This is a genomic window from Sphingomonas sp. AC449, assembly GCF_979253475.1.
Genome location: NZ_CEEDCZ010000016.1, coordinates 1 through 21,023 on the forward strand (window position 1 = coordinate 1; position 21,023 = coordinate 21,023).

Sequence of the window (21,023 nt, forward strand, 5' to 3'; positions counted from 1 at the left end):
GGTGGAGCAGCCCGGTAGCTCGTCAGGCTCATAACCTGAAGGTCACAGGTTCAAATCCTGTCCCCGCAACCAAATTCCAAACTCGACATCACGCCGCCCTTACGGGCGGCGTTGTCGTTTGTGGTTTAAGTGAGCACATCCGCGACCATTGCGACGACGTCGTCTTCGGGATCAGCATTACCGTCTGGATAGATCGTCAAGCGGTCGATGAGTATCGACAGGATCTCCGCAGCAACGCCGCGGCAGGTTTCCGCGACGCTGTCTCGCGCAAGCGGCTGAGCTTCTCCTCCAACAGCGGCAGCGCCAAATGTGGTAGGATGATGGGTGCCGGGATTGCCCTGATATCCGTTCTAGGGCGGCCGTCTCAGCTTGGCGTTTCGCGGCAAGGTTGCCGATCTTGCAGCCTGCGAGGCCCAAGCGATCGAGGCAGCAGTATTGCCAGCACGTCGTGCCCGTCCGCCGCGCCAAATCACGCCCGACCTGATCGGCGAGTTGCCGGACATTGTCGCTGGTCAAGGACTGAGGCGGTCGGGTCGTAAGGGGCGCCGTGTCAACCAAGCCGCTCCGGCGCGAGATCGTGTATAAACACGTGGCGCGTCCCCTCACGCCTGTTCAGCAGGCATCGAGTTCTTGAGGTCGAGAGCGTCTGTCGCCGGTGAACGGCGGGCAGCGTGTTGGTCGAAAAGCGACCCCGGGGTGTGGGCGCGCGAAGGTGGACGATGATCGACGTCATCGTCCACCCTATGACGGACAGCGTTAGAAGCGGAACCGTACGCCGAGCGAGTAGGTGCGCTCGAGATAGAAGATCTGCCGCGCGAACTGGTCGCCCGCGTCGTTGAAGTCGCGGTACCGACGGATCGGATTCCCGAGCAGGTTGACGATGTCGAAGGCCAGCGTGACGTTGGGGATCGGCGTCACCGTCGTGGAGAAATCGAGCTGGCCGCGGCCCTTCTCGATCACGCCGCCCGTGCGCTGTGCGCCGTTGGCGTCGAGGTCGAGCGGCTCCTGGCTGTAATATTGCACGAAGTCCGAGCGGAAATTATACGCGAGGCGCGCCGAGAAGAATGGCCGCTCATAGAGTCCGATCAGGTTGTAGGTCCATTTCGACACGCCGTTGAACCGCTGTTGCTGGCCCGCGACATTGGGTGACGTTGCCAGCGTCGAGGCGAGATCGCCGCGGGAGTCGACATAGGTGCCGTTTGCCTGAAGCCCGAACCCCTTTGCCCAATCCGGCAACCCATCGATATCGAGGAAGCTCGCAAAACCCACCTCGACGCCCTGGAACCGCGTGGCACCCGTATTCTCGGGCTGCGTGTAGCGGACACGGCCATAGACGGGGTCGGTGGTGAACACCGTCGTGTTCGAGATGAAGCCCTGCGCATCACGCCGGAAAATCGCGCCTGTGAGCGACCCGGTGCGCGAGAAATACCATTCGAGGCTGGCATCGTAGTTGTTCGAGGTCAGCGGCGACAGGTTCGGATTCCCCGCGGTGATGGTCCGGACGTTGCTGTTGGGATCGTTCGGGTTCGGCGGGTTGTTCGGGTCGATCGTCGGCGGAGACCCGACCGTCAGCGCGGGGTTGAGATCGAAGAAGTTGGGCCGCGTCCGCGTCTGCGTGTACGCAAGCCGCAGCTGCAGTTCGTCCGTCGCGGCGACGCGCGCGCTGACGTTGGGAAGATAGTCGGTATATTCGTTCTTCGCGGTGATCGGCGTGATCAGGAAATTGCCGGGCGTCTGTTCGTCGCGCAGGAAGCCGCTGATCGTGTTCTTGGTCCGGACCGCGCGTACCCCGACGACGCCATCGACGACGACCGTGCCGATGTCGAAGCCGTATTTGACCTGAGCATAGGCAGCCAGCGCCTTCTCGTTCGCCCGGAAATTCTCTGACGGATTGAACTCGGGGCGTCCTGCCGGGGCGCCGTAGAAGGTCCGCAGCGCCGCGAGATTGCCGCGAATGCTGTTCGAGGGGATCGCGGCGAACGTGTGGATCGGCAAGGTGTTGTTATACCCGAACCCGGCCAGCGTGCTCTCCGTCGAAACCGGCAAGGCGGTGATCGGCTGCTGTGCGGGCAGCGTGAAGATATACGGGGCGCCGCGATCGCGATTGGCATCGCGGTCGTTGTAGCGGACGCCGAACTGGAAGCGCTTGAGCAGACCGCCGTCGAAGTCATACTGGACGTCGACACGCGACTGAATGTCCTTGCCGCCGACCTTCAGATATTCCTGAAAGAATCCGCGGCTGATGTAATTCGCCGGGTCGGTCAGGTTGAAGTTGGCGAAGTCGAAGGTCGGACCGCCGTCGGTACCCGGGGATTCGAAGACGACGTTGCGCACCGGCGAACTACGGAACGTGTAGTCAATATTGACGAGGTCGAAGGTATAGGTGCTGTCGGTATAGGCGACATCGCCCGAGATCTGGAGATTGTCGCGTTTCCAGATCGCGCCGCCGCCGGCCTGATAGGTGTTGGTCTCGCCGTTCGCGGACCCGTAATATCCGTCAGGCGCATTGGCGCCGGTGACCGTCGCGCTCTGCGCGATGTTCGAGGCGCCCGCGCGCGTCGCGAGGTTGGTCAGCGTGAAGTCGGGGCCACCGAAAATCGGCACAAACATGAACCGGTTCGAATCGCGCCCGCGATAGCCCTGGAAGAGACCGTCGGCATAGATTTCGAGTTCGGGAGTCGGTTTCCACTGGAAGGCCGCATTCGCCGACGGGCGCCAGCGTCGCCCATAGCCGAGGAACAGCGACTGCGCGTCGGGATAGCGCACGCCACCGGTCGTGCCGGGTGCATTCGCCGCATTCGTGGTGCCGACGACAAGCGACTGTTCACGCAGCGAGTCGAGGAAGTTTATCCCGACATAGGAGGCATTCACGAGCAGCCCCATCTCGCCGATCCCGGTATCCCAGCGATCGCTGACGAGCAGGTTGCCGTTCCACGAGAGCTTTCCCGACTGCTGCCAGTTCACGCCGTTGAGCGAGCCCGAGAGTTCGAACCCGTTGAAGTCGAACGGACGCCGACCGCGAACGTTGACCTGCCCGCCGATACCGCCTTCGATCAGGTTCGCGGTGCCCGACTTGTACACCTCGAGCGCGGCGACCGTGCCCGCGGGAAAGTCCTGGATCTGGACGAATCGCCCTTCGGCGGTGAAGATCTCGCGTCCGTTATAGGTCGTGCTGAGATCGGGCAGGCCGCGGACCGTGACGCCTGCCGACTCGCCGCCGCCGCGCGAGACCTGGACGCCCGAAACGCGCGCCAGCGCCGACGAGGCGAACGTGTCGGGCAGCTTGCCGATATCTTCGGCGACGACCGCATCGACGATGCCGTCGGAATTGCGCTTAATCGCCTGTGCCGATTGGAGGCTGCGACGAAGGCCGGTCACGATGATCTCGCCGCTGTCCTCGGCCGGGCTTTCCTGGATCGATGGCTGGGGCGCTGCGGGGTTCGCGTTGCGGTCCGACGCGGTGGTCGGTTTGGGAAGATCCTGCCCTTTGCCCGCCGCGGGCGTCTTCGAGGACTGCGCCGGCGTCGCCTCGGTGGTCTGGGCAAAGGCCGGCGTGACGGTGGCAAGCGCCAAGACGCCTGCGGATGCGCAAAGCAGTGCTTTCGCGGTCATAAATCTCTCCCTGACGTCGCAGCTTCCCCGTGCGACTTGCGAATCGCGATAGTATGATCCGATTGCGCTCGCAACATTTTTTGTCGGACAAGAGGCTTGGGGTCCTGATCGTCTGTCAGCGCCGTATCCGCGGCAGGAGCGGCCATGTTGAAATCGCCCAGAGCAGCCGACTGTCTGCACGTTTACCGTTGCGGATCGCGCGGTTCGGACGAGATCCGACATTTCGGGAGATGATCGGGCTTGCGCGACATGCTTGGCCTGGGCGCTGATCTGGCGGGCAGCACGGGCCAGAACCCGGCTTATCACTCCGACAACCCGAATTGGCGCGACCACGCCTTTTTCGCGCGAATCCGTAGCGGTGGACGCGCGCGATCCGTTCGTTCTGAACGGCCTGCTAGTGCTGATGAGCGGGGTGTCCGGACGGGAGCCGGCCGCGGCTCCGCGGCCTGTCATGCACGCGAGGCAGGCATCGCCGTCAGGGTCTGCGTGCAAATGCGCCCCGCATCGCGCGTTGAACGGCGATGCGGGGCACTGGTCGGATCAGTGATTATCGCGGGGCAGCCCCATGGTCTGTGCGATGCGCTGATATTTCTCCGCGCCTTCGAGAATGGCGCCGGTTTCCATCTGGCCGACGGTGGCGCGCTGGATTTCCTGCCACGGCGTCTGCGACCGCGGGAACGCGTAGCCACCGGCGGCGGTCAGCGTTCGCCGGCGTTCGGCGAGCTCCTCGTCACCGATCAATACGTTGGCCGTCCCCTTGCCGAGATCGATCCGGACGCGGTCGCCAGTGCGGATCAGCGCAAGGCCACCCATCGCCGCGGCCTCCGGGCTAGCGTTGAGGATCGAGGGCGAACCCGACGTCCCCGACTGGCGACCGTCGCCGATGCACGGGAGCGCATGCACCCCTTCGCGAATCAGATAGGCAGGCGGGCGCATGTTGACGACTTCGGCAGCGCCCGGATAGCCGATCGGCCCCGCGCCACGCATGAACAGCAGCGTGTCGGTCGTGATGCCAAGCGAGGGATCGTCGATCCGGTGGTGATAATCCTCGGGGCCGTCGAACACGACCGCGGGCCCCTCGAACGCCTCGGGATCGTCCGGATTGCTGAGATAGCGATCGCGGAATTCGGGGCTGATCACGCTGGTCTTCATGATCGCGCTGTCGAACAGATTGCCGCGGAGCACGATGAAGCCGGCATCCTCGAGCAGCGGGGTCGCGAACGGGCGGATAACGCGCTCGTCCTCGATCGTTGCATCGCGGCAATTGTCGCCCATCGTACGGCCGTTCGCGGTGATCGCGTCCTCGTGGATCAGCCCCTGCTTCATCAGTTCGGCGACGACCGCGGGCACGCCGCCCGCATGATAATAATCCTCGCCGAGATATTCGCCGGCCGGCTGGAGATTGACCATCAGCGGCACCTTGTGACCATGCGTCTGCCAGTCGTCGATCGGCAGGTCGACGCCGATGTGACGCGCGATCGCGGCGAGGTGGATCGGCGCGTTGGTCGATCCGCCGATCGCCGAATTGACGACGATCGCGTTGTGGAACGCCTCCTTGGTCAGGATGTCCGACGGCTTGAGGTCCTCGGCGACCATGTCGACGATACGCTTGCCGGTCTTGTACGCGACCTCCTGGCGGTCGCGGTAGGGCGCGGGGATCGCGGCCGAGCCGGGCAGCTGCATGCCGAGCGCCTCGGCCAGGCTGTTCATCGTCGTCGCGGTACCCATCGTGTTGCAATAGCCGGTCGACGGCGCCGACGACGCGACGAGCTTTATGAAGCCCTCATCGTCGATCGCGCCGGTCGCGAGCAGCTCGCGCGCCTTCCACACGATCGTGCCCGAGCCGGTCCGCTCGCCCTTGTGCCAGCCGTTGAGCATCGGCCCGACCGACAGCGCGATCGCGGGGATGTTGACGGTCGCCGCCGCCATCAGGCAGGCGGGCGTGGTCTTGTCGCAGCCGATCGTCAGCACGACGCCGTCGAGCGGATAGCCGTAGAGCACCTCGACCAGCGCCAGATAGGCGAGGTTTCGGTCGAGCCCGGCGGTCGGGCGTTTGCCGGTTTCCTGGATCGGGTGGACCGGGAATTCGAGCGCGATCCCGCCCGCCTCGCGGATGCCCTCGCGCAGGCGTTCGGCGAGCACGAGATGGTGGCGGTTGCAGGGCGAGAGGTCGCTGCCGGTCTGTGCGATCCCGATGATCGGCTTGCCCGAGCGCAACTCCTCGAGGCTCAGGCCGAAGTTCAGATAGCGCTCGAGATAGAGCGCGGTCATGTCAATGTTTTCGGGATTGTCGAACCAGGCGCGGCTGCGCAGCTTGGGGGAAGGGCTCACTGGATGCTCCATTGGATTAGCGCGAGACCGAAACGCGGTAGATCATGCGGTGGTGATAGGGTTTGCCCGGATCGACCCGGGCCGAGCCGAACGCCGGCTGGTTGGGGGTATCGGGGAATTTCTGTGGTTCGAGCGCGAGCCCGTCGCCCATCCGGTAGATGTGACCCGACTTGCCGACAAGCGAGCCGTCAATGAAATTGCCGGAGTAGAACTGGACGCCGGGTTCGGTCGTCAGGACCTCGAGGACGCGCCCCGATGCCGGATCCTCGACGCGTGCGGCAAGACCCGGCTCGGTCGTCACGCCCTTGTCGAGCACGAAATTATGATCCCAGCCATGACCGACGACGATCTGCGGATCGCGTCCATCGCGGATCCCGTCCGAGAGCAGGCGGCCGCGAGTGAAGTCGAAGACCGTACCCGCGACGGGCTTGCGTTCGCCGGTCGGAATCAGCGTGGCGTTGACGGGGGTATAGCGGCGCGCGGGGATCGTCAGGCGCTGTGCGTAGATGCCGGTGGCGGAGCCTTCGCCGGCGAGATCGAACAGCGCGTGGTTGGTCATGTTGACGATCGTCGGCGCGTCGGTGGTCGCATCGAAATCGATCGTCAGCGAACCCTTGTCGTCGAGCGAATAGGTGACCTTGACGCCGAGCGTGCCCGGATAGCCCTGATCGCCCGCTGCGCTGGTGAGCGTCATCACGACCTGCGCCTGCGCGCCGCTCTTGACCGACGCGATCGTCCAGACCCGCTTGTCGAACCCGATCGTTCCGCCGTGCAGGCTGTTGGTCTTGTCGTTGAGCGGGACCTGATACGTCTTGCCGTCGATCGCGAAACGTCCCCCCGCAATCCGGTTGGCGTAGCGACCGATCGTCTGACCCCAGTAATTGGGAGCGGTGACGTAGCTCGCCGCGTCGTCATAGCCGAGCGTGATGTCGGCGACACGTCCCGCGCGATCGGGCGCATTGAGCGACTGGAGCGTCGCACCCAGCGTCATGATCCGGGCGCTGACGCCGTTTGTGCCCGTCAGCGTGACGGCCTCGATCGCGGTGCCATCGGGAAGCGTGCCGAACGCCGCGCGCTTGGCCTCGGCCGCGTCTGCGGTCTGTGCCGACAGCGCGCCGAGCAGTGCCGCGGCCACGATACCGGAGCGACGGAGCGCATAGCTCGACCGTCTCGCGTCATTGGTACCGCTACCTGCCGTATCGCTGCCGATGATGACGCTGTCCCTGATTCCGATTGTGCGCATCCCAGTTCCCGTCCTTAATAGCCCGACGCCGTTGACGCGCCTTGGATCGCTATATAGTCGGACAAGACAATTTGGGGCAAGCCTTGCCGGAAAAGACTGCTGAACAGTCGCCGGCCCGGCATTGAGGATGAGATGATTATGGCGATGCCGATACAGACGAACCGAGCCGTCGGGTCCGGACCCGCCCCTGCGGTGCCCGGGGGCAGCCCCGGCTATCGCTCGGCATTGACGCTCCTGGCCAGCCTGTTCTTCATGTGGGGCTTCATCACGGTCATCAACAACACGTTGCTGCCGCATCTGCGCAGCGTGTTCGACCTCAGCTATACGCAGACAACGCTGATCGAAAGCGTGTGGTTCATCGCCTATTTCTTCGCGTCTATCCCGTCGGCCAAGCTGATCGAGCGGGTCGGGTACCAGCGCGCGATGGTGTTCGGGCTCGGGCTGATGGCGGTCGGCGCGTTGATGATGGTGCCCGCCGCGCGCCTGCCGTCCTACGGCGTCACGCTCGTCGCGCTGTTCGTCATCGCCAGCGGGATCACGCTGCTTCAGGTCGCGGCGAACCCGTATGTCGCGGTGGTCGGCCCGCCCGAGACCGCGTCGTCGCGACTGAACCTGGTCCAGGCGTTCAACTCGGCGGGTGCGACGCTCGCACCATTGTTCGGCGGGTATCTTATCCTCGGCCGGTCGACGTCCGGCACCGCTGCCGCCGGTTCGACCGCGGTGCTGACGCCGGCCGAGCGGCTCGCCGATGCGCAGTCGGTGGTGTTGCCGTATCTGATCGTCGCAGCCGTGCTGATCGTGCTCGCGGTCGTCATCGCGCGGTTCCCGCTTCCCGCGATGGGCGCATCGACGCAGCGCTCGGCGAAGGCGGAACGCAAGGGGCTGTCGCTCTGGTCGCACCGCAACCTCGTGCTCGGCATCCCGGCGATCTTCATCTACCTGATCGCCGAGATCGGTGTCGCCAACCTGTTCATCAACTTCGTCAGCCAGCCGCAGATCGGCAATCTCACGCACGAACAGGCGTCGCATTACCTGTTCATCCTGTGGGGCGGCATGATGATCGGTCGCCTCGTCGGAAGCTATGTCATGCGGACGATCCCGGCCGAGCGCGTCCTCGCTGTTGCCAGCATCGGCGCGTTCGTCGTGATGCTGATCGCGACGTTCACGACGGGGCATGTCGCGATGTGGGCACTGATCTCGGTGGGGCTGTTCCACTCGATCATGTTCCCGACGATCTTCACGCTCGGGATCAAGGGGCTTGGCCCGCTGACGGAAGAGGGGTCGGGGTTGCTGATCATGGCGATCGCCGGCGGCGCGCTGGTGATCGTGCAGGGCTGGCTTGCCGACCGCTACGGACTGCAGGCGTCGTTCCTGCTGACCGCGGCGTGCGAGCTCTACATCCTGTTCTATGCGGTATGGGGATCGAGGGTCACCGATCCGTTGCCCGACCAGCAGATCGTCTGACGACGGTCGAAACGTCGATGATGATGCCGATGGAGCGTCAGGGCTCCATCGACAATTGCGTATCCTCCAGCGCCAGGTCGACGAGCGTGCGCATCGCGTCGCTGGCGCCGACGGCATCGCCCGCCGCGATCGCATCATAGACCCGCGCGTGATCGGGAATCGGGTTGCGCGGCAACGCGCGTCCGCGCTGTTTGAACTGCGTCGTCCAGCTGACCGCGGCACCGATGCTTGCGCTCAGCACGATCAGCGCATCGCTGCGTGTCGCGTGCAGGATCGCATCGTGGAAATTGCGATCCGCTGCGCGTCCGGCCTCGGTCGCCAGCGTGTGACGCCGCATCGCGGCCAGGGCCTCCTTCATCGTCTTGAGGTCCGACCGGTCGCATCGCTGCGCCGCGAAGGCGGCGGCGGCGGGTTCGACGATGCCGCGCAATTCGAACAGGCTGCGGACGAACGCGACATCGGGCTCCCCCGCAAACGCCCAGGCGAGCACGTCGGGGTCGAGCAGGTTCCACCGGCTGCGCGGCAGGACGCGCGTGCCGATCTTGGGCCGGCTTTCCACCAGCCCCTTCGCGGTCAGGACCTGCACCGCCTCGCGGTATGCGCTCCGCGAAACGTCGAGTGTCTTCGAAAACTCGACCTCGCCCGACAGCGTATCGCCGGGCGCATATTCCCCCGACAATATCGCGGTGCCGAGCTTGTGCGCGACGGCCCCGTGCAGCCGCCGCCCGGTGCCGCGGGGCGGACGAAGCGACGTGGCATCGACGCCGTCCACATATTCTACATCGTCGATTTTCGTCATGCATCCTGCTCCATGACACCCGATTACCAGCCCGGCCCGAATCAAGGAACGACAAAGATTGCAAAAGCTTTGGCGCGCTTATATGTCCGAGTATAAGGGAGGGCCGCTGATGTCCGAAACGCATGAAAACGCCACTATCGTCGAAGCCGGTCACGCCGAGCGCTTCCATTCGATCGACGCCGCGACCGGTACCGCGACGGGCGACGCCTTCGCGGTCCACGGGGCTGCCGATGTCGCGGCGGCGTGCAGCGCCGCGGAGGCGGCCTTCGACGCGTACCGCGCGACCGGCAACGACGCGCGTGCGGATTTCCTCGAGCGGATCGGCGCGGAGATCGCGGCGCTGGGCGACGACCTGATCGTCACGGCGATGCGCGAAAGCGGCCTGCCGCGCGCGCGGCTGGAAGGCGAGCGCGGTCGCACCATCGGGCAGTTGAAGCTGTTCGCGGGCGTCGTCCGCCGCGGTGGCTGGATGGGGCTGCGGATCGATCCCGCGCTCCCCGATCGCGCGCCGCTGCCGCGCCCCGATCTGCGGTTGCGGATGATCCCGCTGGGCCCCGTCGCGGTCTTCGGTGCGAGCAACTTTCCGCTCGCGTTCTCGACCGCGGGGGGCGACACCGCATCGGCACTCGCCGCCGGATGCCCGGTGGTGGTGAAGGGCCATCCCGCGCATCCCGCGACCGGCGCGATGGTCGCGGGCGCGATCGAGGCCGCGGTCGTCGCCTGTGGATTGCCGAAGGGCGTGTTCTCGCACCTCGTCGGCCCCGGCAATGATCTCGGCAGTGCGCTGGTTGCGGATCCCCGCATCGCCGCGGTCGGCTTCACCGGATCGCGCGCGGGGGGGCTGGCGCTGGTCAAGCTGGCGCAGGCCCGCGAGATTCCGATCCCGGTCTATGCCGAGATGTCGAGCATCAATCCGGTCGTACTCCTCCCCGAGGCACTGAAGGCGCGGGGTGCTGCGCTCGGCACGGCATTCGTCGGCTCGTTGACGATGGGCGCGGGGCAGTTCTGCACCAACCCCGGTCTCGTCCTCGCGGTCGAGGGCGAGGGGCTCGATGCCTTCGTGTCCGCTGCGGCGACCGCGCTGCCCGAGGCGCCCGCTGCGACCATGCTCACCGGCGGGATCCACGCCGCGTACGAGCAGGGCGTCGCCGCGCTCGCGCGCCATGATGCGGTGAACGAGATTGCACGCGGCCAGGTCGGTGAAGGCGTCGCCCAAGGGCAGGCGGCATTTTTCGAGACGACCGCGGCACGCTTCCTTGCCGACACGGCGCTTGGCCATGAAGTGTTCGGTGCGTCGTCGCTGCTGGTGCGGTGCGCGAACGAGGACGAGCTTCACGCCGTCCTGCGCGCTGCGGAGGGGCAGCTGACCGCGACGATCCAGATGGATGCGGGCGATGCCGAGATGGCGTCGCGGCTGATCCCGCTGCTCGAACGCAAGGCCGGGCGGATCCTCGCAAATGGCTGGCCGACCGGTGTCGAGGTTGCGCATGCGATGGTGCATGGCGGGCCGTTCCCGGCGACGTCCGACGGCCGCACGACCTCGGTCGGCAGCCTGGCGATCGACCGTTTCCTGCGGCCGGTGTCGTACCAGAACCTGATTCCCGAGCTTCTGCCGGCGGTGTTGCGCGACGGCACCGACGCACCGCGGCTGATCGACGGCGTTCCCGCCAACTGACGAGACTATCTGGGGGCGAACCGGAACCAGCGGCGCCCCGCTTAGGAGAGACATATGACTTTGCGCCTGTTGCAGCATATTGGCGTCGACGGCACGCGATCGGTGATCGCCGCCACCGATGAGGGGGCGGCGTTCGTCACCGGGGTCGACAGCGTCCGCGATCTGGCCGGGCGGGCGATTGCCGACGGCAGTGATCTCGCCACCGCCGTCGCGGCGTGCGGAACGGGTGCCAGCGTCGATATCGCCGCAGAACTCGCCGCGGGTCGCCTGACCTCGCCGATCGATCATCTCGACCCGGCGCATCTCGTCATGACCGGCACCGGCCTCACGCATCTCGGCTCTGCCGAGGGACGCGACAAGATGCACCGCGCCGCGGCGGACGCCGAGACGCAGACCGATTCGATGCGGATGTTCCTCGAGGGCGTCGAGGGCGGCAAGCCGGGCGAAGGCGAGCGCGGACAGCAGCCCGAATGGTTCTACAAGGGTGACGGCTCTGGCCTCGTCGCACCCGGCGGCTCGCTGACGATGCCCGCCTTTGCGCAGGACGGCGGCGAGGAGCCCGAGCTTGCGGGCATCTACCTGATCGGCCCGGACGGCACGCCGTTCCGGCTCGGCCTGTGCCTCGCCAACGAGTTCAGCGACCACGTCACCGAGCGGCACAATTATTTGTGGCTCGCGCATTCGAAGCTGCGTCAAGCGTCGCTCGGCCCCGAATTGCTGGTGGGCACGCCGCCGGAGCATATCGAGGGTGCGAGCCGGATCCACCGCGACGGCGCGCTGCTGTGGGAAAAGCCGTTCCTGTCGGGCGAGGCGAACATGTCGCACAGCATCGCCAACCTCGAGGCGCATCATTTCAAATATGACCTGTTCCGCCGTCCGGGCGATATCCATGTCCATTTCTTCGGCACCGCGACGCTGTCGTTCGCCGACGGGGTGACGACGCGCGAAGGCGACGTCTTCGAGATCGAGGCCGCACCCTTCACGCTGCCGCTGCGCAACACGCTGACCAGGGCCGAGTCGCAGCCCGTCGTCGTCAAGGCGCTGTGAGGATGGATCCGATCCGCATCGCCGTCGTCGGCATGGGCAAGATCGCGCGCGACCAGCATCTGCCGTCGATCGCGCGCAACGCCGATTTTGCGCTCGTCGCCAGCGTCAGCCCACGCGATCCGGGCGTCGAGCACATCGCCAACTTCAAGTCGCTCGAGACGCTGCTGGCGGATGGTCCGGCGATCGACGCGATCGCGCTCTGCACGCCGCCGCAGGTCCGCTACGAGCTCGCGGCGATGGCGCTCGACAAGGGCGTGCACGTCTTTCTCGAAAAGCCGCCCGGGGCGACGCTCGCCGAGGTCGATGCGCTGGAGGCCCACGCTGCCGGAGCGGGAGCGACGGTGTTCGCGGGCTGGCATTCGCGGTTTGCCGCGGGCGTCGCGCCGGCCAAGGCGTGGCTGGCCGACCGCAGGATCGAGCGCGTGTCGATCGTCTGGCGCGAGGACGTCCGCGTCTGGCATCCGGGGCAGGCCTGGATCTGGGAGCCGGGCGGGCTCGGCGTGTTCGATCCCGGCATCAACGCGCTGTCGATCGCGACCGAAATCCTGCCGCAGCCGTTCTTCCTGACGTCGGCCACGCTGTCGACGCCGGCGAACCGCGCCGCGCCGATTGCGGCCGATCTGACGTTCCGCAGCAATACCGGCACGCCGATCAGCATGGATCTCGATTGGCGGCAGACGGGCCCGCAAAGCTGGGACATCGTCGTCGAGACCGATGCAGGGACGCTCAGCCTTGCCAAGGGCGGCGCCGTCCTGACGCTGCCAAGTGGTACGGTTCATAACGACGACGAGGAATATCCCGGCCTCTACGCCCGCTTCGCGTCGCTGATCCGCGATCGCCGCAGTGAGGTCGACACGACCCCGTTCACACTCGTCGCCGACGCGTTCCTGCGCGGCACACGCCAATCGGTGGAGGCTTTCGATGATTGAGGTAAAGATGACGCGCACGTTGAAACGCCTGGCCGCCGCGCTGTTGCTGTCGACCGCGGGGGTCGGCGCAGCGCAGACCGAGGCGCCGACGACGCCCGCGGCAACGGTGACCGTCCATGGCGACACGCCCGGCGCGACCTATGACCGGCGCATTTTCACGCAGTTCGCCGAGCATCTGGGCACCGGTATCTATGGCGGGCTGTGGGTCGGCGAGAAGTCGAAGATCCCCAATGTCCGCGGCTTCCGTACCGACGTCGTCTCCGCATTGCGCGGGATCGGCGTGCCCGTCGTGCGCTGGCCGGGTGGCTGCTTCGCGGACGAGTATCACTGGCGCGAGGGCATTGGCCCCAAGGCCAAGCGCCCAGTCAAGATCAACACGCACTGGGGCGGCGTCACCGAGCCCAACACGGTCGGCACGCACGAGTTCATGGACCTTGCCGGACAGCTCGGCGCGGAGCCCTATATCGCGGGCAATGTCGGCAACGGCACGCCGCAGGAAATGGCGGAGTGGGTCGAATACATGACCTCGCCCTCGGGGACGCTTGCCGACGAGCGCGCGAAGAACGGCCACAAGGCGCCGTGGGCTGTGCCCTATTTCGGCGTCGGCAACGAGCTGTGGGGCTGTGGCGGTAACATGCGGCCCGAATATGCCGCGGACCTGACGCGGCGCTACGCAACCTTCATCAAGGCGCCCAAGGACACGCGCGTGATGAAGATAGCGAGCGGCGCGAACGTCGATGACTATCACTGGACCGAGACGATGGCGCGCGAGCTGGTCGGCAAGGTCGATGCGCTGTCGCTGCATTATTATACCGTCCCCGGCGGCTGGCCGCCGCGCGCGTCGGCGACCGTGTTCGACGAGCGTGGCTGGGCCGAGACGCTGTCCGAGACGCTCAGGATGGACGAGCTGATCACCAAGCACGCGGCGATCATGGACAAGGTCGATCCGAAGAAGACGATGTGGCTCGCGGTCGACGAATGGGGCACATGGTATGCCGGTGATCCGGGGACGAACCCGGGCTTCCTGCGCCAGCAGAACACGCTGCGCGATGCGCTGGTCACCGCGATCAACCTCAACATCTTCGCCAAGCACGCGGACCGCGTGAAGATGACCGCGATCGCGCAGATGGTGAACGTGCTGCAGGCGATGATTCTGACCGACGGCGCCAAGATGGTGCTGACGCCGACCTATCACGTGTTCGCGATGTACAAGCCGTACATGGATGGCACCGTGCTGCCGATCGACATCAAGTCGCGCTGGTACAACAAGGACCAGTGGACGATGCCATCGGTCAGCGCGTCGGCGGTGCGTGGCAAGGACGGCGTGGTGCGGATCGCGCTCGCCAATCTCGACCCGAACAGGCCGACCAGCGTCTCCGCCGCACTGCCTGGCGTGACGGCGCAGGGCGTCACCGGACAGGTGCTGACCGCGTCGACGATGACCGCGCTCAACACCTTCGACACGCCCAACGCCGTTGCCCCGGCCGCGTTCAACGGCGCGCGCCTGAACGGCGGGACGCTGGCGGTGACGTTGCCGCCAATGTCGGTGGTGATGCTCGAACTGAAATGACCGTGACGCCCGCCGGAGCAACCGGCGGGCGCACAGACCGGGAGAGAGGACGATGGCCGCACCACGATGGGCGACCGGAATGATCGCGTTGGCGCTGACGCTGACGGGCAGCGTGGGCGCGCAGACGACCGATGCACCATCGCGCGGTGCGCTCAACGCGCGCCTGACGGGGGACACCGCACCGGTCCACGATCCGGTGATGATCCGCGCAGGTTCTACCTATTACGTCTACGGCACGGGGCTCGACGGCCAGATGCTGAGCGCGCGCACGTCGCCCGACCTGGTCCACTGGACCGCGGGCACGCCGCCGATCGCACGGCTGCCCGACTGGGCGACTCGGGCGGTGCCAGGCACGAAGGGGATGTGGGCGCCCGACATCTCGCGCGCGGCGGACGGGCGGTACCGGCTTTATTATTCGGTCTCCACCTTCGGCTCGAACCGTTCGGCGATCGGGCTGGCGACGAGCCCGACGCTCGACCCCAGGGCGCCGGGCTATGGCTGGCGCGACGAGGGGCTGGTGGTGATGTCGACCGCCAAGGACGATTTCAACGCGATCGATCCGAACCACGTCGTCGATGCCGAGGGTCGCGAATGGTTGTCGCTCGGCAGCTTCTGGACCGGGATCAAGCTGTTTGCGCTGAACCCCAGGACCGGCAAGCTGCTCAATCCGGCAGCCAAACCCCATGCGATCGCCCGACGCCCCGCGCCCGCGGGTGGCCCCGCGCCGGTCGAGGCGCCGTTCATCATCGGCCATGGCGGGTATTACTGGCTGCTCGCGAGCTACGACTATTGCTGCAAGGGCACGAACAGCACCTATTACACCGTCGTCGGTCGCTCGACGGCGATCACCGGCCCGTATCTCGGCAAGGACGGCAGCGCGATGATGAACGGCGGCGGGACGATCTTCCTGCGGGCCGATCTCCAGGAGCAGCAACGCTTCCGCGGCCCCGGGCATCCCGGCGTGATGCAGGACACCGACGGCAAGGATTACGTCGTCTATCACGCGTACGACCGGACGAAGAATGGCGCGCCGACGTTGCGGATCGCCCCCATCACCTGGGGCGCCGATGGCTGGCCCGTGGCGGAGTATTGATGATGATCGACCTGACACGCCGCCTGTTTCTCGCCGGTGCCGGCGCGGCTTCGGCGAGCGGCGCGATCGCGCGACTGCCCGGTGCGGGACCCGCCGCGATCCCCGTTCCCGTCAATCCGGTCGTCCGCCAGCGCGCGGACGCACAGGTGTTCCGGCACACCGACGGCTATTATTACATGACGGGATCGGTCCCGGAATATGACCGGCTCGTTCTGCGACGGTCGCGAACGCTGGCCGGGCTGACCACCGCGCGCGAGCAGGTCCTGTGGCGGCATCTTGCGAGCGGCCCCTTGTCGGGGTTCATCTGGGCACCCGAACTGCACCGGATCGACGGCCGCTGGATCGTGTATTTCGCGGCCGGGCCGAGCGGCGGCGGCGAGGACGTGTTCCGGATCCGCAGTTATGCGCTGGTCGCCGACGGGCCCGATCCGATGACGGCGCGCTGGTCGCTGCTGGGGCAGCTGAAGACACCGTGGGACAGCTTCACGCTCGATTCGACGTCGTTCGTGCACCGCGGCACGCGCTATCTGTGCTGGGCCCAGAAGGAGCCCGGGATCGACACCAACAGCAACCTGTATCTCGCCCCGCTCGCCACGCCAATCACGCTCGCCAGTCCGCCGGTACGGATCGTGGTGCCGACGCTCGATTGGGAGATCCAGGGCTACAAGGTCGCCGAGGCGCCCGCGCTGCTGGCGCGTAACGGCAGGCTGTTCATCACCTATTCGGCAAGCGCGACCGACGCGCGATACTGTCTCGGCCTGCTGACCGCGGATGCGAAGGCGGACATCATGAACGCGCGGTCCTGGACGAAATCGCCCGAGCCCGTCTTCGTGTCGTCATCGACGACGGGGGTGTACGGGCCCGGCCACAACAGCTTCACCGTCGACGAGCAGGGCCGCGACGTGCTGGTGTATCACGGGCGCGATTATGCAGCGATCAAGGGCGACCCGCTGTTCGATCCGAATCGCCATACGCGGATGCAGCGTCTCTATTACAAACCCGACGGCACCCCCGATTTCGGCATTCCCGTCGGCAACGGGCCGGTACCCGACCGCTTCTCTCCCGTCAGCGACAAGCGCGCGTTCCTGCGACACGACGGCGCACGCGTATCGATCGGGCGCGGGGATATCCCTTCCAGCCAGTTCCGGCAGGTGCCGGGGCTCGCAGGATCCGGGAGCATCTCGCTCGTCCCGATCGATGCGCCCGGTCACTATCTCGTCGCGCAGGCGGATGGACGGATCGGGGTTGCGGCAAGGACCGAGGGCAGCGCCTTTGCGGCCAGTGCAAGCTTCGTCCTGCGGCCTGGACTGGCGGGAGCAGGGGGCGTCACGCTCGCGGCGTTCGGCAAAACGGGCATGGTCGTACGCCAGACTGGCGACACGTTGTCCCTCGGCGCGGTGACACGCGCATCCGACCGCGCGTCCGCAACTTTTTTGATACGCTAGAGAACTCGGCGCGCGATTACCCCTAGCATACACCGGGTGATCGCGCGGCCTTGCGGCTGGCGCGATAGCTGGTCGACCGGGTTGTCTCGGGAGGGTCCATAAGCGACCGTTTACACTGTAAACGTCGCTTATCGGAAACTGGTGCCCGGAAGAGGACTCGAACCTCCACGACCTTGCGATCGCCAGCACCTGAAGCTGGTGCGTCTACCAATTCCGCCATCCGGGCACGGGGTAGGAGGGCGCCTCTAGTGGAGGGTCGCAATGCTTGTCAACAACCCTCTTGCTGGGGCAAAGGGCGCGAAGGCAAAAGATATTGGACAGACGTGCGATGAACGACAAGCTGGTAACGCTGATCGGGGGCGGAGGGTTCGTCGGTCGCTATGTGGCGCAGGCGCTGCTCGCGGCTGGTGCGCGCGTCCGCATCGCGCAACGCGACCCGCGGCAGGCTTTCTTTCTCAAGCCGCTGGGAGGGCTCGGCCAGACGCAGTTCGTCGGCGCCGACGTCACCAAGCCCGAGACGATCGCGCACGCGATTCACGGCTCCGACGCGGTGGTGAACCTTGTCGGTGTCCTGTCCGGTGATTTCCAGCGGGTCCAGGCGCTCGGCGCGCAGACCGTCGCGAGGGCGGCGGCTAAGGCCGGGGTCGAGGCACTCGTCCATGTCTCCGCGATCGGTGCGGATCCGGCGTCGGCATCGGCGTATGGCAAATCGAAGGGGCAGGGCGAGGCGGCGGTGCTCGATGCGTTTCCGCGTGCGACCATCCTGCGGCCGTCGATCGTCTTCGGCCAGGAAGACCAGTTCGTGAACCGCTTTGCCGGCATGATCGCCAAGGCGCCGGTCGTGCCCGTGTTGCGCGCCCCCGCGAAGTTCCAGCCGGTGTTCGTGGGCAATGTCGCGGACGCCGTCGTCGCCGCGGTGACGTCGCCTGCGCGCTTTGCCGGCCAAACGCTCGAGCTCGGCGGGCCGGACGTCGTTACGATGGGCGAGCTGATCCGCTGGATCGCCAAGACGATCGGTCGCAATCCGTCGATCGTCGAGCTGCCCGACTTCGCCGGCGCTTTGATCGCCAAGGCCGGCTTCCTGCCGGGTGCGCCGATCACCAAGGACCAGTGGACGATGCTGCAGAGCGACAATGTCGTCACCGGGATCGATGGCCTCGCGGCGATGGGGATCGAGCCGACGCCGATGTCGAGCGTTGCCCCGGGCTGGCTCGTGCGCTTCCGCAAGGCCGGCCGTTTCGGACGCAGGGCCGCGACGCGCGCCGAGATTCATGCCACGAGCGATTTCGATACCGGCGCGGCCTGATCGCCGTCGTTCGTCCTGATACACCGCGCTGCGGGAGCCCTGCTTGACCGAACTTCTTACCGTCATCCTCCTCGGCATCGTCGAGGGGATCACCGAATTCCTGCCCGTGTCCTCGACCGGGCATCTCATCCTCGCGACCCGCCTGCTGGGCTATGATGCCGGCCGGTGGGAGGTGTTCAACGTCGTGATCCAGCTCGGCGCGATCCTCGCGATCGTCGTGCTGTACTGGCGAACCTTCTGGGCGGTCGCGATGGGGCTGGTGAAGGGCGAACCGAAATCCTGGCTGTTCCTGCGCAACCTCGTCGTCGCGTTCATCCCCGCCGCGGTGATCGGCCTCGCGCTCCATCACTATATCGAGGCGCTGCTCGGCAACGCCGAGGTCGTGGCGATCGCGCTCGTCATCGGCGGCTTCGCCATCCTGGCGGTCGAGCGGTTCGCGCCGCGCAGCGACATCAGCGGCGTCGCGGATATCCCGTTGCGGACGGTCGTCGGGATCGGCTTTCTCCAGTGCCTTGCGATGATCCCGGGCGTCAGCCGGTCGGGCGCGACGATCCTCGGCGCGCTCGCGCTCGGGGTCGAGCGGCGCACCGCGGCCGAGTTCAGCTTTTTCCTCGCGATCCCGACGATGCTGGGTGCCAGTGCACTCGAGCTGCTCAAGAACCGCGAGGCGCTGACGAGTGGCGCGGGCGTCGGGCTGTTCGCGATCGCCATCGGTGCGATCGTGTCGTTCGTCGTCGCGCTGCTCGTCGTGAAATGGTTTGTCGGGATCGTCACCAAGCATGGGTTCGTGCCCTTCGCCTGGTATCGCATCGTGGCGGGATCCGCCGCGCTGATCTGGCTTCTGACCAAATAGGTCCGCTTTGGATATTAAAAGTCCAATTTTCTTAGCGGCAAAACCACGCGGCTAGAATTAGATCGAAAAGTGCGACAGCGTTGCTGTCTAATATGCTGATTCACCGGTGACAAACTCCGGCTGGCGCAATATTGCGGCAGCCGGAGGCGCGCATGGCGAACGATTCAATGTTGAAATTTGTCGGACGGGAGCAATCCTATCCGGTCAAGCGAACGGCGGTTGAGCGCGCGGACGATTTCAAGGAAATCGCGCAGCGTTATGCGGTCGAGCCCGCCGAGGACCAGGCGGGGCGGTGCTCGCAGTGCGGCGTGCCCTATTGCTCGGTGCATTGTCCCCTCCACAACCATATTCCCGACTGGCTGCGGCTGACCGCCGAAGGGCGCTTGCGAGAGGCGTATGAACTCAGCAACGCGACCTCGACGATGCCGGAGATTTGCGGGCGCATCTGTCCGCAGGACCGACTGTGCGAGGGCAATTGCGTGATCGAGTTCACCGGGCATGGCGCGGTGACGATCGGCGCGGTCGAGAAGTTCATCACCGATACCGCGTGGGAAGAGGGCTGGGTCGAACCGCTCGTCCCGGGATCCGCGCGGGGCCAGTCGGTCGGGGTGATCGGCGCGGGTCCGGCAGGGCTTACCGCGGCGGAATATCTGCGCGGGCATGGGTACGACGTCCACGTCTACGACCGGTATGACCGCGCCGGCGGGCTGCTCACCTACGGGATTCCGGGGTTCAAGCTCGAAAAGCCGATCGTGATGCGACGTATCGAACGGCTGAAGGCGGCGGGCATCGTGTTCCACGCCGGTTTTGCCGTCGGGGACGATGCCAGCCTCGACGAGTTGCGGTCCCGACACGATGCGATCCTGATCGCGACGGGCGTCTACAAGGCGCGCGCGATGGACTTGCCCGGCGGCGGGTCGCGCGGCGTGGTGGCGGCGCTCGATTTCCTCGTCGCGTCGAACCGCAAGGGCTTCGGCGATGCGGTGCCCGCGTTCGACGACGGCAGCCTGAATGCCGAGGGCAAGAACGTCGTGGTGATCGGTGGCGGCGATACGGCGATGGACTGCGTCCGAACCGCGATCCGCCAGGGCGCGACGTCGGTGAAGTGCCTGTATCGTCGCGACCGCGCGAACATGCCCGGATCGCAGCGCGAAGTCGCGAATGCCGAGGAGGAGGGCGTCGAGTTCGTCTGGCTGTCGGGCCCGCAGAGCTTCGACGGGGGTGACGCGGTGTCCGGCGTGACGGTTCGCAAGATGCGGCTCGGCGCACCCGATGCCAGCGGTCGACGCACGCCTGAACCCGATCCGGCGGGCGATTATGCCGTCGATGCCGATCTGGTGATCAAGGCGCTCGGCTTCGACGCGGAGGACCTGCCGACGCTGTTCGCAACGCCCGAGCTGGGTGTCAGCCGCTGGGGCACCGTGCTGGTCGACGGCAAGACGCTGATGACGAGCCTCGACGGCGTGTTCGCGGCGGGCGACATCGTCCGCGGTGCAAGTCTGGTCGTGTGGGCGATCCGCGACGGCCGGGACGTCGCCGCGACGATGCACAAATATCTGAAAGCAAAGGCCGCGAGCGCCAGGGTCGCGGCCTGATTGACCGGCGGGCCGTGGCGCTGGCGGTCGTCAGCCTGCCATCGCCGATGTGGCGCAGCGC

Annotated in this window: 14 protein-coding genes and 1 tRNA gene; 10 read left to right on the plus strand and 5 right to left on the minus strand. The window is 66.3% G+C overall.

Translation table 11 applies throughout. From position 1 onward, the window contains the following. Positions 1 to 756 precede the first annotated feature (756 nt). The 3 genes from AC0CH3_RS16925 to AC0CH3_RS16935 form a co-directional block, all read right to left on the minus strand. Positions 757 to 3,612, minus strand: coding sequence for a TonB-dependent receptor (locus tag AC0CH3_RS16925; protein ID WP_354303546.1), 2,856 nt, complete (start codon positions 3,610 to 3,612; stop codon positions 757 to 759). Between the two features lie 540 nt (positions 3,613 to 4,152). Further along, positions 4,153 to 5,955 (minus strand): IlvD/Edd family dehydratase, encoded by a 1,803-nt coding sequence (locus tag AC0CH3_RS16930; protein WP_354303544.1) that lies wholly within the window; start codon positions 5,953 to 5,955, stop codon positions 4,153 to 4,155. A 4-nt stretch (positions 5,956 to 5,959) separates the two neighbouring features. Then, complete coding sequence (locus AC0CH3_RS16935) at positions 5,960 to 7,186, minus strand: aldose epimerase family protein (RefSeq protein WP_354303542.1); 1,227 nt, start codon at positions 7,184 to 7,186, stop codon at positions 5,960 to 5,962. 144 nt (positions 7,187 to 7,330) lie between these two features. Between AC0CH3_RS16935 and AC0CH3_RS16940 the strand changes: the two genes are divergently transcribed. Continuing rightward, positions 7,331 to 8,650, plus strand: coding sequence for a sugar MFS transporter (locus AC0CH3_RS16940; RefSeq protein WP_457325746.1), 1,320 nt, complete (start codon positions 7,331 to 7,333; stop codon positions 8,648 to 8,650). Between the two features lie 37 nt (positions 8,651 to 8,687). Here the strand turns inward: AC0CH3_RS16940 and AC0CH3_RS16945 are convergent, their stop codons facing one another. After that, complete coding sequence (locus AC0CH3_RS16945) at positions 8,688 to 9,449, minus strand: FadR/GntR family transcriptional regulator (protein ID WP_354303537.1); 762 nt, start codon at positions 9,447 to 9,449, stop codon at positions 8,688 to 8,690. Positions 9,450 to 9,558: 109 nt separating this feature from the next. On the opposite strand from AC0CH3_RS16945, the gene AC0CH3_RS16950 reads away from it, so the two are divergent. Genes AC0CH3_RS16950 through AC0CH3_RS16975 form a run of 6 tightly spaced genes read left to right on the plus strand, consistent with a single transcriptional unit; the run spans position 9,559 to position 17,208 of the window. Further along, positions 9,559 to 11,124: an aldehyde dehydrogenase (NADP(+)) gene (locus AC0CH3_RS16950; RefSeq protein WP_354303534.1), complete on the plus strand. Its 1,566-nt coding sequence runs from the start codon at positions 9,559 to 9,561 to the stop codon at positions 11,122 to 11,124. 54 nt (positions 11,125 to 11,178) lie between these two features. Beyond that, the gene (gene araD1, locus AC0CH3_RS16955; RefSeq protein WP_354303532.1) at positions 11,179 to 12,171 is read left to right on the plus strand and encodes an AraD1 family protein; all 993 of its coding nucleotides are present in this window, start codon (positions 11,179 to 11,181) and stop codon (positions 12,169 to 12,171) included. A gap of 2 nt (positions 12,172 to 12,173) precedes the next feature. Beyond that, positions 12,174 to 13,100 carry a Gfo/Idh/MocA family protein gene (locus AC0CH3_RS16960; protein ID WP_354303531.1) on the plus strand — a complete coding sequence of 309 codons (927 nt, stop codon included), beginning with the start codon at positions 12,174 to 12,176 and terminating at the stop codon, positions 13,098 to 13,100. A 7-nt stretch (positions 13,101 to 13,107) separates the two neighbouring features. Then, positions 13,108 to 14,670 (plus strand): alpha-N-arabinofuranosidase, encoded by a 1,563-nt coding sequence (locus tag AC0CH3_RS16965; RefSeq protein WP_354303588.1) that lies wholly within the window; start codon positions 13,108 to 13,110, stop codon positions 14,668 to 14,670. A 52-nt stretch (positions 14,671 to 14,722) separates the two neighbouring features. Beyond that, on the plus strand, positions 14,723 to 15,763 hold the full coding sequence (locus AC0CH3_RS16970; protein ID WP_354303529.1) for an arabinan endo-1,5-alpha-L-arabinosidase: 1,041 nt from the start codon (positions 14,723 to 14,725) through the stop codon (positions 15,761 to 15,763). Then, positions 15,763 to 17,208 carry a family 43 glycosylhydrolase gene (locus AC0CH3_RS16975; RefSeq protein WP_354303527.1) on the plus strand — a complete coding sequence of 482 codons (1,446 nt, stop codon included), beginning with the start codon at positions 15,763 to 15,765 and terminating at the stop codon, positions 17,206 to 17,208. Before AC0CH3_RS16970 ends, AC0CH3_RS16975 begins: the two co-directional genes overlap by 1 nt. A 139-nt stretch (positions 17,209 to 17,347) precedes the next feature. Here the strand turns inward: AC0CH3_RS16975 and AC0CH3_RS16980 are convergent. Then, positions 17,348 to 17,434: transfer RNA gene (locus tag AC0CH3_RS16980), tRNA-Leu, on the minus strand. Between the two features lie 102 nt (positions 17,435 to 17,536). Here AC0CH3_RS16980 and AC0CH3_RS16985 point away from each other — a divergent pair. The 3 genes from AC0CH3_RS16985 (at position 17,537) to AC0CH3_RS16995 (ending at position 20,962) form a co-directional block, all read left to right on the plus strand. After that, positions 17,537 to 18,514: a complex I NDUFA9 subunit family protein gene (locus tag AC0CH3_RS16985; protein WP_333995834.1), complete on the plus strand. Its 978-nt coding sequence runs from the start codon at positions 17,537 to 17,539 to the stop codon at positions 18,512 to 18,514. A gap of 43 nt (positions 18,515 to 18,557) precedes the next feature. Then, positions 18,558 to 19,367, plus strand: a complete 810-nt coding sequence (locus AC0CH3_RS16990) for an undecaprenyl-diphosphate phosphatase (RefSeq protein WP_333995835.1) — start codon at positions 18,558 to 18,560, stop codon at positions 19,365 to 19,367. Positions 19,368 to 19,519: 152 nt separating this feature from the next. Next, a complete protein-coding gene (locus tag AC0CH3_RS16995) occupies positions 19,520 to 20,962 on the plus strand; it encodes an NAD(P)-dependent oxidoreductase (protein ID WP_354303525.1) in 1,443 nt (480 codons plus the stop codon). The last annotated feature ends 61 nt before the right edge of the window (positions 20,963 to 21,023 follow it).